The sequence below is a fragment of the Agromyces sp. GXS1127 genome (genome assembly GCF_050565425.1).
Taxonomy (GTDB): domain Bacteria; phylum Actinomycetota; class Actinomycetes; order Actinomycetales; family Microbacteriaceae; genus Agromyces.
Genome location: NZ_JBOCIG010000004.1, coordinates 52,404 through 67,828 on the forward strand (window position 1 = coordinate 52,404; position 15,425 = coordinate 67,828).

Annotated in this window: 15 protein-coding genes; 13 read left to right on the forward strand and 2 right to left on the reverse strand. The window is 72.5% G+C overall.

Annotated features, from left to right (window positions below; all coding sequences use genetic code 11):
- Positions 1–131 precede the first annotated feature (131 nt).
- Both ACQ393_RS08260 and ACQ393_RS08265 read right to left on the reverse strand, forming a co-directional pair.
- A complete protein-coding gene (locus ACQ393_RS08260; protein WP_430646356.1) occupies positions 132–1,364 on the reverse strand; it encodes a DUF349 domain-containing protein in 1,233 nt (410 codons plus the stop codon).
- Between the two features lie 111 nt (positions 1,365–1,475).
- Positions 1,476–2,243: a peptidylprolyl isomerase gene (locus tag ACQ393_RS08265; RefSeq protein ID WP_430646357.1), complete on the reverse strand. Its 768-nt coding sequence runs from the start codon at positions 2,241–2,243 to the stop codon at positions 1,476–1,478.
- Positions 2,244–2,361: 118 nt separating this feature from the next.
- Between ACQ393_RS08265 and ACQ393_RS08270 the strand changes: the two genes are divergently transcribed.
- From ACQ393_RS08270 to nusB, 13 genes are all read left to right on the forward strand, one after another.
- Positions 2,362–3,816 (forward strand): replication-associated recombination protein A, encoded by a 1,455-nt coding sequence (locus ACQ393_RS08270; protein ID WP_430646358.1) that lies wholly within the window; start codon positions 2,362–2,364, stop codon positions 3,814–3,816.
- Positions 3,817–4,001: 185 nt separating this feature from the next.
- Positions 4,002–4,625 (forward strand): 30S ribosomal protein S4, encoded by a 624-nt coding sequence (gene rpsD / locus ACQ393_RS08275; protein WP_430646359.1) that lies wholly within the window; start codon positions 4,002–4,004, stop codon positions 4,623–4,625.
- A 154-nt stretch (positions 4,626–4,779) separates the two neighbouring features.
- A complete protein-coding gene (locus ACQ393_RS08280) occupies positions 4,780–4,968 on the forward strand; it encodes a hypothetical protein (RefSeq protein ID WP_155052127.1) in 189 nt (62 codons plus the stop codon).
- Positions 4,969–5,037: 69 nt separating this feature from the next.
- Entirely contained in the window at positions 5,038–7,695 is a 2,658-nt protein-coding gene (gene alaS / locus ACQ393_RS08285; RefSeq protein ID WP_430646360.1) for an alanine--tRNA ligase, read from the forward strand.
- Positions 7,696–7,697: 2 nt separating this feature from the next.
- Positions 7,698–8,168 (forward strand): Holliday junction resolvase RuvX, encoded by a 471-nt coding sequence (gene ruvX, locus ACQ393_RS08290; protein WP_430646361.1) that lies wholly within the window; start codon positions 7,698–7,700, stop codon positions 8,166–8,168.
- Positions 8,169–8,172: 4 nt separating this feature from the next.
- The gene (gene mltG / locus ACQ393_RS08295) at positions 8,173–10,131 is read left to right on the forward strand and encodes an endolytic transglycosylase MltG (protein WP_430646362.1); all 1,959 of its coding nucleotides are present in this window, start codon (positions 8,173–8,175) and stop codon (positions 10,129–10,131) included.
- A gap of 2 nt (positions 10,132–10,133) precedes the next feature.
- Positions 10,134–10,970 carry a shikimate dehydrogenase gene (locus ACQ393_RS08300; RefSeq protein ID WP_430646363.1) on the forward strand — a complete coding sequence of 279 codons (837 nt, stop codon included), beginning with the start codon at positions 10,134–10,136 and terminating at the stop codon, positions 10,968–10,970.
- A gap of 24 nt (positions 10,971–10,994) precedes the next feature.
- Positions 10,995–12,206: a chorismate synthase gene (gene aroC / locus ACQ393_RS08305; RefSeq protein ID WP_430646364.1), complete on the forward strand. Its 1,212-nt coding sequence runs from the start codon at positions 10,995–10,997 to the stop codon at positions 12,204–12,206.
- Entirely contained in the window at positions 12,199–12,747 is a 549-nt protein-coding gene (locus ACQ393_RS08310; protein WP_430646365.1) for a shikimate kinase, read from the forward strand. The genes aroC and ACQ393_RS08310 overlap by 8 nt, the downstream gene beginning before the upstream one ends.
- On the forward strand, positions 12,744–13,826 hold the full coding sequence (aroB, locus tag ACQ393_RS08315) for a 3-dehydroquinate synthase (RefSeq protein WP_430646366.1): 1,083 nt from the start codon (positions 12,744–12,746) through the stop codon (positions 13,824–13,826). The genes ACQ393_RS08310 and aroB overlap by 4 nt, the downstream gene beginning before the upstream one ends.
- Before the next feature lie 56 nt (positions 13,827–13,882).
- Positions 13,883–14,335, forward strand: a complete 453-nt coding sequence (locus ACQ393_RS08320) for a type II 3-dehydroquinate dehydratase (RefSeq protein WP_430646367.1) — start codon at positions 13,883–13,885, stop codon at positions 14,333–14,335.
- Positions 14,336–14,411: 76 nt separating this feature from the next.
- Positions 14,412–14,975, forward strand: coding sequence for an elongation factor P (gene efp, locus ACQ393_RS08325; RefSeq protein ID WP_430646368.1), 564 nt, complete (start codon positions 14,412–14,414; stop codon positions 14,973–14,975).
- The gene (gene nusB / locus ACQ393_RS08330) at positions 14,975–15,388 is read left to right on the forward strand and encodes a transcription antitermination factor NusB (protein WP_430646369.1); all 414 of its coding nucleotides are present in this window, start codon (positions 14,975–14,977) and stop codon (positions 15,386–15,388) included. Before efp ends, nusB begins: the two co-directional genes overlap by 1 nt.
- Positions 15,389–15,425: the final 37 nt, after the last annotated feature.

A 15,425-nucleotide genomic window follows, 5' to 3' on the forward strand; every position in this document is an offset into this window, starting at 1 on the left:
GGGCGGGCATCGGGCGATGTCGCCCGCACCTGTGGATGAACCGATCGGAAGGACGCCGGTGGAGGATGCGGGAGACGACGTGACCCGCCGTCGCGGGCGCGACGGCGGGACGGGATCGTGGTCGCGGTCGGTCAGCCGCCGACGGCCTTGAGCCACGCCCTCCGGGCGTCGAGCGCTTCACGGGCTTCGGCGATCGCCTTGGCGTCGCCCGCGGCCTCGGCTTCGGCGAGCTCTGCCTCGAGCTTCGCGATCGCGTCATGCAGCTGGCCGAGCATGCCCTCGGAGCGCGCCTTCTTCTCCGGGTCCTCGCGCTCCCAGCGCTCGTCCTCGAGCGCGCGCACGTGGTTCTCGACCTTGCGCAGGCGATCCTCGACCGTGCGGACCTGGTCGCGCGGCACGCGGCCGATCTCGTCCCAGCGACGCTGGATGCCGTTGAGCGTCGATCGCGCCGAACGCGCGTCCTTCGAGGCGAGCAGCGCGTCGGCCTCGCCGAGCAGCGCGAGCTTCTGCTCGAGGTTCGCGCGGTACTCCTCGTCGTCCTTCGCATCGATCTCGGCCTTCGCCTGGAACAGCACGTCGCCCGCGGCCTTGAACTTCGCCCAGAGCGCGTCGTCGACCTTCTTTCCGGCGCGGCCGGCCTGCTTCCACTCGTCGAGCAGCGCGCGGTACTCGACGACGCCGTCGGCGCCGCGCGGCGCGAGGGCTTCGGCACGCTCGATGAGCCGCTGCTTCCGCTGGCGCACCTCGCGGTGGGCGGCGTCGAGCTCGGCGAAGAACGCCTTGCGGTGCTGCTCGATGGTCGAACGGGCGGCCCGGAACCGCTTCCACAGTTCGTTCGCCTCGCCCTTGGGCAGGCGCGGTCCGTCCTGCTGGTGCTGCTGCCACCGGGAGAACAGTGCGTCGAGCTCGGCCGAGGTCTGCTTCCACTGCGTCTTCGCCGGGTCCTGGGCGGCGAGCGCCTCGGCCTCCTCGACGATGCGCGTGCGCTCGGCGATCGCGTCCGCGAGCGCCGCCTTGGCTTCGGCCTGCTGCTGCGCGGTGAGCTCCTGCGTGGTGCCGGAGAGCGCCTCGAGCCGGCGCGTGAGCGCGTCGAGGTCGCCGACGGCGTGGGCGTCCGCGACGCTCGCCTGCAGCGTGGCGACGGCCTTGGCGACATCCGCTGCCGGGGCACCGCGGCGCACGCGCTGCTCGAGCAGTCCGACCGCGCCGGCGAGGTCCGCGTACTTGCGCTCGAAGTAGGCTAGCGCCTCCTCAGGCGTCGCGTCGGGGTACTGCCCGACCTCGCGCTCGCCCTCGCCGGTCCGCACGAAGACGGTGCCCGTCTCGTCGACGCGGCCCCACGGTTGCTGTGCTGAATCGGTCACGAACCCACCCTGTCGTCGTGCGGATGCCGCATGCGCGGCGGAGAGACGGCATCAAGCCTATTGCACCCTCGGCGAGGGCGTCGGTCCCGCGCGAGGGTCGGGTTCACGGCCTCATTCGACGACGAACGAGGTGATGCTCACGGGCCGGACGGGCGCGCCGTCGGTCGCGTCGTCGGCGACGCCCTGGTCGGTGATGTCGGCGCGGAGCGCCTCGAGCCCGTCGGTCACCCGGCCGATCACGGTGTAGCCGCCGGCGGCGTCCGAGGGGATGGTCGAGTCCTCGTAGACGATGAAGAACTGGCTGCCCTGGCTGTCGGCGGCTCCGCCCTGTCGGGCCATGGCGATCGTGCCGGCGGGGTAGACGTCGTCGGCCGGGGCGTTCTCGATCGGGCCGTAGCTGTACCCGGGACCGCCCGATCCGTCGCCGTTCGGGTCGCCGCACTGGAGCACGAAGATGCCCTCGGTCGTGAGCCGGTGGCAGGTGAGGCCGTCGTAGAAGCCCGAGTCGACGAGGCTGACGGTGCTGGCGACGGCCTGCGGCGCGGCCGCGCCGTCGAGCTCGATCGACAGGGCCGTGTCGTTCAGGGTGAGCGCGCCGACCCAGGTGCGGTCCTCCGCGAGGTCGGGCGAGGGCACCTCGGCGGCCTCGGCGCTCGGGGTCGGGGTCGGCGTCGGCTCCGCCTCGGGCGTCCCGGGCCCGGCGGAGAAGTAGAAGAGCTGCGCGGCCGTGGCGAGCGCGAGCACCACGACGAGCACGACGCCCGCGAGCACGTTGTCGCGGGTCCGGCGGCGCACCGCGCGGCGGTGCACCTCCTGGCGGGCCTGGTACGTGCGGAGGCGGGTGCGCTCCTCGCGCGCCTGACGGTCGTTCGTTGCCACGCTGCTCCTTCGGGGGACTCCTGCGGGGGAGAGCCTACGGGGCCGTGCCCCGGACTCGCCAATCGCCGGGCTCACCGGGCGGGCGGCGGTGTCGGTTCCCCCGATTACGCTGGTCGGCATGGTGGATTCGGCCCAAGGCCTGCGCTCGGGCGCGACTCCGCTCGCGGTGCGCATGCGCCCGCAAAGCCTCGACGAGGTGGCCGGCCAGCGGCACCTGCTCACGCCCGGCTCGCCGCTCGTGGCGCTCGCGGCCGACCGGACGGGTGAGTCGGGCGCGGTGTCGGTGATCCTGTGGGGTCCCCCGGGCACGGGCAAGACGACGCTGGCCCAGGCGATCGCTCGGTCCTCGGGCCGCAAGTTCGTCGAGCTCTCGGCGGTCACCGCGGGCGTGCGCGACGTCCGGCAGGTGATGGAGGCGGCCCGCGCCGACCGCGACCTCTACGGCGTCTCCACCGTGCTGTTCCTCGACGAGATCCATCGGTTCACCAAGGCCCAACAGGACGCGCTGCTGCCCGGGGTCGAGAACGGCTGGGTCATCCTCGTCGCGGCGACGACCGAGAACCCGTCGTTCTCAGTGATCTCCCCATTGCTGTCTCGCTCGCTGCTGCTCACCCTGGAGACGCTCGACGACGACGACCTCGGGATGCTCGTCGATCGTGCGGTCGACGACCCCCGGGGGCTCGGCGGGCGGGTCGACCTCGACCCCGAGGCGCGAGCGGCGATCATCCGGCTCGCGTCGGGCGACGCGCGGCGTGCGCTCACCGCGCTCGAGGCGGCATCCACCTCGGCCCTGAGCGAGGCCGCCCACCGGGCCGCGGCTGACGGAACCATGACGGATGCCGCCGGCGACGCCGACGACGCCGAGGAGGGCGCAGAGGGGGGTGCCGACGACGGCGAGGGCGCGACCGCCGACGGCGGAGGCGAGCCGACCCGACCGCTGATCACTCCGGAGGTGGTGGCCCGCGCCGTCGACCGCGCGCTCCTCCGGTACGACCGCGACGGCGACGAGCACTACGACGTGATCAGCGCCTTCATCAAGTCGGTGCGCGGCAGCGACGTCGACGCCGCGCTGCACTACCTCGCGCGCATGATCGAAGCGGGGGAGGACCCGCGGTTCATCGCGCGCCGGATCATCGTGCTGGCATCCGAGGACATCGGCATGGCCGACCCCACCGCGCTCGGCGTGGCCGTGGCGGCGGCCGACGCGGTCCAGTACATCGGCATGCCGGAGGGGCGCATCCCGCTCGCGCAGGCCGTCGTGCACCTCGCGACCGCGCCGAAGTCGAACGCCGCCTACCTCGGCATCGACGCCGCGCTGGCCGACGTGCGCGCCGGGCGCGCCGGCCGGGTGCCGAAGCACCTGCGCGACGCGCACTACCCGGGCGCGAAGCGCCTCGGCCACGGCAAGGGGTACGCGTACCCCCACGACGACCCGATCGGCGTGGTGCCTCAGCAGTACCTCCCCGACCCGCTGAAGGGCGCCGTCTACTACACGCCCACCGAGCACGGGAACGAGCGCGAGGTGTCCGCGCGACTGGCCAAGCTCCGCCGGATCGTGCGCGGTGAACGCTGACGAACGGCCCGTGATAGGATCGTCGCTGGCCTGAAGCTGGATTCACGCGTGCGGCTGCGCGGTCTCCACGGCGAAGGGATGCGACCTGTAGCCGGTCGCCCCGTGGCGAACCCCTCTGAACATCGTCTTTCCGGCGCCGAGCGCGCCCGGAACCACACCGTTTGAGAATCCTCCGAAAGGACATCGTGACCAACCAGTCCCGAAGCAAGACCCGCCTCTCCCGCGCGCTCGGCGTCGCCCTCACCCCGAAGGCCGCCAAGTACATGGAGAAGCGTCCGTACGCTCCCGGCGAGCACGGCCGCACCAAGCGCAAGCAGGACTCCGACTACGCCGTCCGCCTCCGCGAGAAGCAGCGGCTGCGCGCGCAGTACGGCATCCGCGAGAAGCAGCTCCGCATCGCGTTCAACGAGGCCCGCCGCACCGACGGCCTGACCGGTGAGAACCTGGTCGAGCTGCTCGAGATGCGCCTCGACGCGCTCGTGCTCCGCGCCGGCTTCGCCCGCACCATCTCGCAGGCCCGCCAGTTCGTCGTGCACCGCCACATCACCGTCGACGGCAGGATCGTCGACCGTCCGTCGTTCCGCGTGAAGCCGGGCCAGGTCGTGGGCGTCAAGCAGCGCTCCGAGGGCACCGAGCCCTTCCAGGTCGCGGCGGCCGGCGGCCACGTCGACGTGCTCCCGAAGACCCCGGGCTACCTCGAGGTCGAGCTCGACAAGCTGCAGGCCAAGCTCGTGCGTCGCCCGAAGCGCGCCGAGGTGCCCGTCACGTGTGACGTGCAGCTCGTCGTCGAGTACTACGCCGCCCGCTAGTCGGCGGTTCGCCCGAACGGGGTCGCGGTTCGCCGCGGCCCCGTTCGTCGTCTCCCCGCTCCGCGTTCCCGGCTCCCCGCGGCATCCGCCCCACGCCCTAGACTGGGAGGATGCGTGCGCACTGCGCGGCACAACGACCCTCGAGGAGTGAGACGTGAAGAGCATCCTGTGGTTCACCGTCGGCGTCGCGGCCGGGTTCGCCGTCGCGCACCAGGTCAACCGCACGGCGCAGGGCCGTGAGTTCTTCGAGGGAATCGACGCCAAGGCGCGGGCCTTCGGCCGTGCGGTCGCCGAGGGCTACCACGCCCGCGAGGCCGAGCTCCGGGCGGCCGAAGACCACTAGTCGCGGCGCGCGACGCAGCCCGCGCGACCCGCGGGACGTTCCACCACCCCACGAAACCAGAACGGAACCATGCAGACTGCCGAGATCCGCCAGCGCTGGCTCGACTTCTTCGCCGCCCGCGGCCACACGGTCGTGCCGTCGGCCTCGCTCGTGTCCGACGACCCGTCGCTGCTCTTCACCGTCGCCGGCATGGTGCCGTTCGTGCCGTACCTCACCGGCGTGGTGCCCGCGCCGTACCCGCGCGCGACGAGCGTGCAGAAGTGCATCCGGACGAACGACATCGAGGAGGTCGGCAAGACCCCTCGCCACGGCACGTTCTTCCAGATGAACGGCAACTTCTCGTTCGGCGACTACTTCAAGGAGGGGGCGATCACGGCGGCGTGGGAGCTCCTGACCACCTCCGAGGCCGAGGGCGGCTACGGCTTCGACCCGAAGGACCTCTGGGTCACCGTGTACGAGGACGACGACGAGGCGCGCGAGATCTGGAAGCGCGTCGCGGGCCTGCCCGACGAGCGCATCCAGGGCCTCGGCAAGGACACGAACTACTGGCACACCGGTCAGCCGGGGCCGGCCGGGCCGTGCTCGGAGATCTTCTTCGACCGCGGTCCCGAGTACGGCATCGACGGCGGTCCCGCGACCGACGACGACCGGTACGTCGAGATCTGGAACCTCGTGTTCATGCAGTACCTCATCGCCGACGTGAAGTCGAAGACCGATTTCACGATCGTCAAGGAGCTGCCGAAGAAGAACATCGACACCGGCATGGGCCTCGAGCGCGTCGCGTTCATCAAGCAGGGCGTCGACAACATGTACGAGATCGACCAGGTCCGGCCCGTGCTCGACGCGGCCGCGCGCCTCTCCGGTCGGCGGTACGGCGCCGACCACGAGGACGACGTGCGCATGCGCGTCATCGCCGACCACATCCGCTCGTCGCTCATGCTCATGAGCGACGGCGTGACGCCCTCCAACGAGGGTCGCGGGTACATCCTGCGCCGACTGCTCCGCCGCAGCATCCGGGCGATGCGCCTGCTCGGCGTCGAGGGGCCGACCTTCCGCGAGCTGTTCGCCGCATCGCGCGACGCGATGAAGGCCGCCTACCCCGAGGTCGCGACGAGCTACGCCCAGATCGAGCAGCTCGCCCTCGGCGAAGAGGCGACGTTCCTCCGCACCCTGACGGCGGGCACCGCGATCCTCGACACCGCCGTGACGAAGACGAAGGCGGATGGCGCGGCCGAACTCGCGGGCGACACCGCGTTCCTCCTGCACGACACGTACGGGTTCCCGATCGAGCTGACGCTCGAGATGGCGGAGGAGGCCGGGCTCGCGGTCGACCGGCCGGCGTTCGACACGCTCATGGCCGACCAGCGCTCGCGGGCGAAGGCCGACGCGAAGTCGAAGAAGAAGGTGCTCGCAGACCTGTCCGTGTACAGCGACTTCCGTGCCAAGGGTGAGACGGTGTTCACGGGCTACACCGACCTCGTCACCGATTCGAGCGTGCTCGGCATCCTCGTCGACGGCCGCCCGGTCGCTGCGGCGACCGCAGGCCAGACCGCCGAGGTCATCCTCGCCGAGACGTCCCTCTACGCCGAGTCCGGCGGACAGGCCCCCGACCAGGGGCGCATCGTCGGCGACGGCTTCGAACTGCAGGTGCTCGACGTGCAGAAGCCCGTGAAGGGGCTCATCAGCCACACCGTCAAGGTGACGACCGGAGAGGTCGGCGTGGGCGTGCCGGCGACGAGCATCGTCGACGAGGACTACCGGCGCGGCGCCACGCAGGCGCACTCGGGCACGCACCTCGTGCACGCGGCGCTCCGGGAGGTGCTCGGCCCGACCGCGCACCAGTCCGGGTCCTTCAACAAGGCGGGCTACCTGCGCCTCGACTACGGCTGGAACCAGGCCCTGTCGCCCGAGACCCGCAGCGAGATCGAGGAGGTCGCCAACGGCGCCGTCCGCGAGAACCTCGAGGTCGTGACGCGCGAGATGCCGATCGACGAGGCCAAGGCGCTCGGCGCCATGGCGCTCTTCGGCGAGAAGTACGGCGACGTCGTGCGCGTGGTCGACATCGGCGGGCCGTGGTCCCGCGAGCTCTGCGCGGGCACGCACGTGGCTCGGAGCGCCGAGGTCGGCATGATCAACATCGTCGGAGAATTCTCGGTCGGCGCGTCCAATCGTCGCGTGGAGTCGCTCGTCGGCCGGGACGCGTTCCAGCGATTCGCCGCCGAGCGCGCGCTGGTGAACGAGCTGACCGGCACGCTCAAGACGCGTCCGGAGCTGCTCGTCGACCGGGTGGGCGAGCTCGTCGCGAGCCTCAAGGCCGCCGAGAAGAAGATCCAGGCGTTCGAGGCCCAGGCGCTGAACGACCGCGTGCCCGACCTGGCCGCGAAGGCGGAGCGGGTCGGCGACCTGCTGCTCGTCACGGAGCAGGTCGGGAAGCTCGGGTCGGGCGACGAGCTCCGCTCGCTCGCGACCGCCGTGCGAGGACGCCTCGGCGATGCGGCGGCGGTCGTCGCGCTCGTCGGCGAGGTCGGCGGCAAGCCGCTGGCGATCGCCGCGACGACGCCCGCCGCGCGCGAGGCCGGGGCGAACGCGGGCGCGATCGCCAAGGCGATGGCCGCGGCCCTGGGCGGCGGCGGTGGCGGCAAGCCCGACCTCGCGCAGGGCGGCGGCACCGACCTCGCCGCGATCCCCGCGGCGCTCAGCGCGGCGCGGACCGCGTCGGGAGCCTGACGGTGCGACCCGGAGCGCGACTCGGCATCGACGTCGGCCGAGCGCGCATCGGCGTCGCGCGCTGCGATCCCTCGGCGATCCTCGCGGTCCCGGTGGAGACCGTGGCCCGGCGCGGCGACGACGACGGCACCGACCTCCGCCGGGTGCTGGAGCTGGCCGACGAGTTCGAGGCGATCGAGCTCGTCGTCGGGCATCCGCTCTCGCTCTCGGGGCAGCCGACGGCGTCGACGGATGACGCGGTGGGCTTCGCAGAGCGCCTGGCTCGCGCCGGGGCGAGCGTGCGCCTCGTCGACGAGCGCATGTCGACCGTGAGCGCCCAGCAGGCGCTCCGCTCGGCGGGGAAGTCCTCCAGGAAGCAGCGTCCGATCATCGACCAAGCCGCAGCCGTTATCATTCTGCAACATGCCATCGATGCCGAACGTGCATCGGGCACCGCCCCCGGACGCACGATCTCCGTCGAGGAAGGCCCCTGACCTCGTGACCCAGCTCCCCCCAGAGCGCCGCAGCGGCGGAGTGCCGCCGTCATCCGACCCGCGATGGGACGAGCGCGCCTCGGGCACCGGATCGACGCCGGCACAGCCCGTGCCGCGGACCCGGCGGGAACTCCGCGAGATGGAGCAGCGCGCGGCGGCGGCGGCCGCCCAGCGCGCCGCGGAGGACGAGGCGCGCCACGCCGCGGAGGACCAGGCGCGTCGGGCTGCGGCCCACGAGGCGCAGCGCGGGGCCGAGGAGGCCGCCCGACGAGGGGCCGGAGCGGACGTGCGACCGCAGCGGCGGCCGCACCCGCCCGTCCCGCCGCGACGGACGACGGCGACCCCGCCGCCGCAGTCGGCACCCGGCGCAGCGACCGGCCCCACCGGCCTGCCCGGCCAGCATCCGCGGGCGCGCGTGCCCGAGGCCGCGCCGTATCCGGCGCCCGACGCGCATCCCGAGCGCGGCCGAGACGGAGGGCCCGACCCGTATGCCGAGCAGGACCGGTACGCGGGCTCCGACCCGTACGCCGGGTACGACCGGTACGCGGGCTCCGACCCGTACGCCGGGCAGGACCCGTATTCGGCCGGCCCGTATGCCGAGACGGCGCGGTATCCGGTGGACGCAGGACGTCCAGGAGAGCACGACGACCGGGGCGACGAAGCCGGGTACCGGTCGGACGACGCGCGCTACGTTGCGTCCGGCGCCGGCATCGCGGCTTCCGCCCGTCCGGGGCACGATCGCGCGGGCGACGACGAGCCGCTCGGCCGCGGCCTCGTCGCCGGGACCGACCCGAACGAGCTCGACCCCTTCGCCGACTGGCGCACCGACGAGGCCCGACCCTCCCGCGCCGACCGGCGCGCGGCGGCGTCCTGGGAGTTCGAGGAGCACGAGCGGGAGCCCGATCGGCGCCGGCGAGGGGCGTGGGGCTGCCTGATCGCCCTGATCGTGCTCGGCGCGCTCATCGCGGGCGCCGCGTTCTTCCTCCAGGGCCCGATCACGTCGCTCGTCGAGCGGTTCCAGCCGCCGGAGGACTACTCGGGCGCCGGGACCGGTGAGGTCGTGTTCATGATCAACGAGGGCGACGGCGGCGAGACGATCGCGGCGAACCTCGAGGAGCAGGACATCGTCGCGTCGTCGGAGGCCTTCATCGAGGAGGTCACGAGCCGTTCCGAGCAGCCGACGTTCTATCCCGGCGCCTATCGGATGGCGAACCGGATGAGCGCCGAGGACGCGCTCGACGCCCTGCTCGACCCCGAGAACAAGCTCGAGAACACCTTCGTGATCCAGGAGGGCCTCTGGGCGCGCGATGCGCTCGCGAACGCCTCCGCCGCGACCGGGATCCCGGTCGAGGAGCTCGAGGCCGCGGCATCCGACCCCCAGGCGCTCGGCCTGCCCGAGGAGGCCACGAGCGTCGAGGGCTTCCTCTTCCCAGCGACGTACACCTTCGGGCCCGACGTGACGGCCGAGGAGGTCGTGCAGACGCTCGTCGACCGGTCGTTCCAGGCGCTCGACGACGCCGGGGTCGCGCCCGAGGACCGCTGGGAGACCGTGATCATCGCTTCCCTCATCGAGCGGGAGGCGGGCTCCGAGGCCGACGCGTACAAGGTCTCGCGCGTCATCCGGAACCGCCTCGACGCCGAACAGTTCCCCTCGCAGCTGCTCCAGTTCGACTCGACGGTGCACTACGGCACCGGCGACGACACCGTGGTGACGACGACCGACGCCGAGCGCGCCGACGCGTCGAACCCGTACAACACCTACGTGCATCCGGGACTGCCCCCCGGGCCGATCGGCAACCCGGGCGACGTGACGATCGACGCCGCGCAGAACCCCGCCGACGGGCCGTGGCTGTACTTCGTCACGGTGAATCTCGAGACCGGCGAGACCGTGTTCTCCGCGACGCTCGAGGAGCACGAGGCCGCGGTCGAGCAGTTCCTGCAGTACCTCGACGAGAACGGATGACCATGGCGACGAGGTTGGCCGTGCTCGGCTCCCCGATCGGGCATTCGAAGAGCCCGGTACTGCACCGGGCGGCGTACGGCCGGCTCGGGCTCGACTGGCGCTACGACGCCATCGAGGTGGGTTCGGGAGAGCTCGCCGGCTTCCTCGAGCGGGTGCGCGCCGATGCGGATGCCGCGTGGCGCGGCCTCTCGCTCACGATGCCGCTGAAGCACGAGGTCCTCGACCACCTCGACGGCGCGGACCGGCTCGTCGAGCTCGCGGGAGCCGCGAACACCGTGCGGTTCTCCGACGACGGGACCGTCCAGGGGTTCAACACGGACATCGGCGGTATCGTCCGTACGCTCGGCGAGGCCGACGTCGACCGGGTGCACCGCGGCGTGCTCGTGGGCGGCGGCGCGACCGCATCGTCGGCGCTCGTCGCGATGGCCGAGCTCGGCGCCGCCGAGGTCGAGGTGTTCGTGCGCAGCCCCGAACGCGCGATCGGGGTCGGCGAGCTCGGCCGGCGACTCGGCCTCGTGGTCGAGGTCCGCCCCCTCGCGGACCTCGCCGACGCGGCATCCGCCGAACTCGTCGTGAGCACCGTGCCCGGCGGCACCGACCTCGGCCTGCGCCCGTCCGACGAGCTCGTCGCGTCGGCGCTGCTGCTCGACGTCGCGTACGAGCCCTGGCCGTCGGCGCTGGGGGCCGGCTGGCTGGACCGCGGCGGCCGGGTCGTGCACGGGCTCGGGATGCTGCTGCACCAGGCGCTCCTGCAGGTCCGCATCTTCGTCTCCGGCGACCCCTTCCAGCCGCTGCCCGACGAGGCGGCCGTGCTCGACGTCATGCGCCGGAGCCTCTGACCGCGCTGTGGGAGGATGGTGGTCATGCTCCGTTGGCTCACCGCCGGGGAATCGCACGGCCCCGAACTCGTCGCGATCCTCGAAGGCCTCCCCGCAGGCATCCCCGTCTCCCTCGATGACCTCCGCGCCGACCTGGCGCGCCGCAAGCTCGGCTACGGCCGCGGCGCGCGGATGAAGTTCGAGCAGGACGAGCTGACGATCTCCGGGGGCGTACGGCACGGCGTGACGCTCGGGAGCCCCGTGGCCCTGCGGATCGGCAACACCGAGTGGCCGAAGTGGCAGCAGGTGATGAGTCCGGAGCCGGTCGACCCCGAGGCGCTCGGCCGAGGCCGGGGTGCCCCGCTCACGCGGCCCCGTCCGGGCCACGCCGACCTCGTGGGCATGCAGAAGTACGGCTTCGACGAGGCCCGGCCGGTGCTCGAGCGGGCCAGCGCGCGCGAGACCGCCGCTCGCGTGGCCCTCGGCGCCGTCGCCCGGTCGTTCCTCGGCGAGCTCGGCATCCGGCTCGTCTCGCACACCGTCGCGATCGGCCCGGTGGCGGTCCCCGACGGCAGCGAGCTCCCCATGCCCGCCGACGTCGACCGGCTCGACGCCGACCCGCTGCGCTGCTTCGACGACGCGACGAGCGAGCGGATGGTGGCCGAGGTCGACGCCGCGCACAAGGACGGCGACACCCTGGGCGGCGTCGTCGAGGTGCTCGCATACGGCCTGCCGCCCGGGCTCGGGTCGCACGTGCACTGGGACCGCCGCCTCGACGCGCAGCTCGCGGCGGCGCTCATGGGCATCCAGGCGATCAAGGGCGTCGAGGTCGGCGACGGGTTCGAGACCACGCGCCGACGCGGGTCGGCGGCGCACGACGAGCTCCACCTCGCCGACGGCCGCATCATCCGGGCGAGCGACCGCGCGGGCGGCACCGAGGGCGGCATGTCCACCGGCACCGTGCTGCGCGTACGCGCCGGCATGAAGCCCATCGCGACCGTGCCGCACGCACTGCCCACCATCGACGTCGCGACGGGCGAACCGGCCCCCGCGCACCACCAGCGCTCCGACGTGTGCGCCGTTCCGGCGGCCGGCGTCGTCGCCGAGGCGATGGTCGCGCTGACCCTCGCGAACGCGGTGCTCGAGAAGTTCGGGGGCGACTCCGTCGTCGAGACCCGGCGCAACGTCGAGGCGTACCTGTCGGCGATCCCCGATGCGCTCGCGAGCGAGGTCGCCGACGGCGCGGTCCGTGCCTGAGTCGCACCCGACGGATGCCGCGACCGGCGGCACCCCGTCGATGCCGCTGCCGATCGTGCTCGTGGGGCCGATGGGCTCGGGCAAGTCCCGGGTCGGAGCGCGCCTCGCGGCATCCGTCGGCGCGCCGTTCGTCGACACCGACCAGCGGATCGTCGACCGATTCGGGCCGATCGAGGAGATCTTCGAACGCGACGGCGAGGCGGCGTTCCGCGCGATCGAACGCGAGGTCGTCGCCGAGGCGCTCCGCGAGCGGGCCGTGGTCTCGCTCGGCGGCGGTGCCGTGCTCGACGCCGACACGCGCTCCGAGCTCGCGGGGCTCGCCGTCGTGCGGTTGGACGTCCGGCCGGAGGCGGTGGCGCCCCGGCTCGCCGGCAGCACCCGGCCGCTGCTCGCCGACGGCGGGCTCGAGCGGTGGATCCGCATCCGGGCGGAGCGCCGCCCCCTGTACGACGAGGTCGCCGGCCTCAGCATCGACACCACGCGTCGCTCGGTCGCGCGGATCGTCGAGGAGATCACCGAGTGGGCTGGAGGACGCGCATGAGCGAGCACGAGGCGACGGTGATCCGCGTCGGCGGCGAGACGGGATACGACGTGCGCATCGGGCGCGGCGTGGTCGAGGGGCTCGGCGACGCGATCGGCGGCTCGGCGCGCAAGGTGCTCATCGTGCACCCCGCGACACTCGGCGCGCGCGCCGCGGCGCTGCGCGAGGCGCTCGGCGACCGGTTCGAGGTGCTGCTCGCCGAGGTGCCGGACGCGGAGCAGGCCAAGCGCGTCGAGGTCGCCGCGTTCTGCTGGCAGATCCTCGGGCAGGCCGACTTCACCCGCACCGACGTCGTCGTCGGCTTCGGCGGGGGAGCGATCACCGACCTCGCCGGCTTCGTCGCGGCGACCTGGCTTCGCGGCGTCCGCATCGTGCAGGTGCCGACGACCGTGCTCGGCATGGTCGATGCGGCCGTCGGCGGCAAGACGGGCATCAACACCAACGAGGGCAAGAACCTCGTCGGCGTCTTCCACGCTCCGGCCGAGGTGCTGTGCGACCTCGAGGTCCTCGACACCCTGCCGAAGAACGAGATCCTGGCGGGCTTCGCCGAGATCGTGAAGGCCGGGTTCATCCGCTACCCCGAGATCCTCGACGTGATCGAGGCCGACCCGGAGGTCGCGACCGATCCGGCGAGCCCTGAGTTCCGGCGCGTGGTCGAGCTCGCGATCCGGATGAAGGCCGACGTCGTCTCCGAGGACTTCCGCGAGGCGGGCCTCCGCGAGATCCTCAACTACGGGCACACGCTCGGCCATGCGGTCGAGCACGCCGAACGGTACCAATGGCGTCACGGCGCGGCCGTCGCGGTCGGCATGGCGTTCGCCGCCGAGCTCGGCCGGCTCTCGGGGCGGCTCTCCGACGAGGTCGCCGACCGGCACCGGCGCGTGCTCGACCTGCTGAGCCTGCCGACGTCCTACCCGGCCGGCCGCTGGAGCACCCTGCTCGTGACCATGCAGCGCGACAAGAAGGCCCGGGCGGGTCAGCTGCGCTTCATCGTGCTCGACGACCTCGCGAAGCCCACCGTGATGCTCGCGCCCGACCAGTCGCTGCTCTTCGCCGCGTACCAGGAGATCGCGTCCTGAGCGCGGGCACGGTCGCAGGGTCGGGGCGACGGATCCCGCGCCGCTAGGCTTCGGGCATGACCACGATCCTCGTCCTGAACGGACCGAACCTCGGTCGCCTCGGCACGCGCGAACCCGAGGTGTACGGGTCGGAGACGCTCGCCGACATCGGCGCGAGCCTCGCGGCATCCGTGCCGGACGGTGTCGAGGTCGACCTGCGCCAGACCGACGACGAAGGCGAGCTCATCGGCTGGATCCACGAGGCGGTGGACCGGCGGCTGCCGGTCGTGCTGAACCCCGCGGCGTTCACGCACTACAGCTATGCCCTCCGCGACGCGGCGGCGCAACTGAAGACGGCCGGCGTGCCGCTCGTCGAGGTGCACCTGTCGAACCCGCACACGCGCGAGGCCTTCCGGCACACGAGCGTGATCTCGGGGGTGGCGACGGGCGTCATCGCCGGGTTCGGTCCGGAGTCGTACCGGCTCGCGGTCGACTGGCTCGTGCGGTCGTTCCTGCGGTCGCCCGGCTGAGTCGACTACACTCGATCAGTCGCATGCCCTTCGGCGTGCCCGCAGACTTCCCCTCCATCGAACGGAAAGCACTTCCATGGCATCCACCGCTGACATCAAGAACGGCGTCGTCCTGAACATCGACGGCCAGCTCTGGAGCGTCGTCGAGTTCCAGCACGTCAAGCCCGGCAAGGGCGGGGCGTTCGTGCGCACCAAGCTGAAGAACGTCGTCACCGGCAAGGTCGTCGACAAGACGTACAACGCGGGTGCCAAGGTCGACATCGAGAACGTCGACCGTCGCGACTTCACGTACCTCTACAGCGACGGCGACGGCTTCGTGTTCATGGACCAGACCGACTACGACCAGCTCACGGTGCCGGCGGCGACCGTCGGCGACGCCGCGAACTTCATGCTCGAGAACCAGTCGGTGACCATCGCGCTGAACAACGGCAACCCGCTCTACGTCGAGCTGCCCGCCTCGGTCGTGCTCGAGATCACCTACACCGAGCCGGGCCTCCAGGGCGACCGCTCGACGGGCGGCACCAAGCCGGCGACGGTCGAGACCGGCTACGAGATCCAGGTGCCGCTGTTCCTGGAGACCGGCACCAAGGTCAAGGTCGACACCCGGTCGGGCGACTACCTCGGCCGCGTGAACGACTAGTGAGCGCCCGGACGAAGGCGCGCAAGCGCGCCCTCGACATGCTCTACTCGGCCGACATGCGGCAGGTCCCGGTCGAGCAGGTGCTCGTCGCCGAGGCCGAGCGGGCCGTGAACGAGCCCGAGCGGCAGGCGTCCTGGCTGTACGCGCGCGAGATCGTCGACGGCATCGTCGACCACCGCGATGAGATCGACGAGCTCATCACCACGCACTCGCGCGGCTGGACCCTCGAGCGCATGCCCGCGGTCGACCGTGCGCTCCTGCGCATCGGCGTGTGGGAGATCGTCTACAACGACGAGGTGCCCGACCCGGTCGCGATCTCCGAGGCGGTCGAGGCCGCGACGGTGCTCTCGACGGATGACTCGGCGGGCTTCGTGAACGGCCTGCTCGCAGCCGTCTCGCACTCGAAAGGCTGACGCCGGCCCTCGCGGGCCCGCCGGGTCGGCTCGCCTC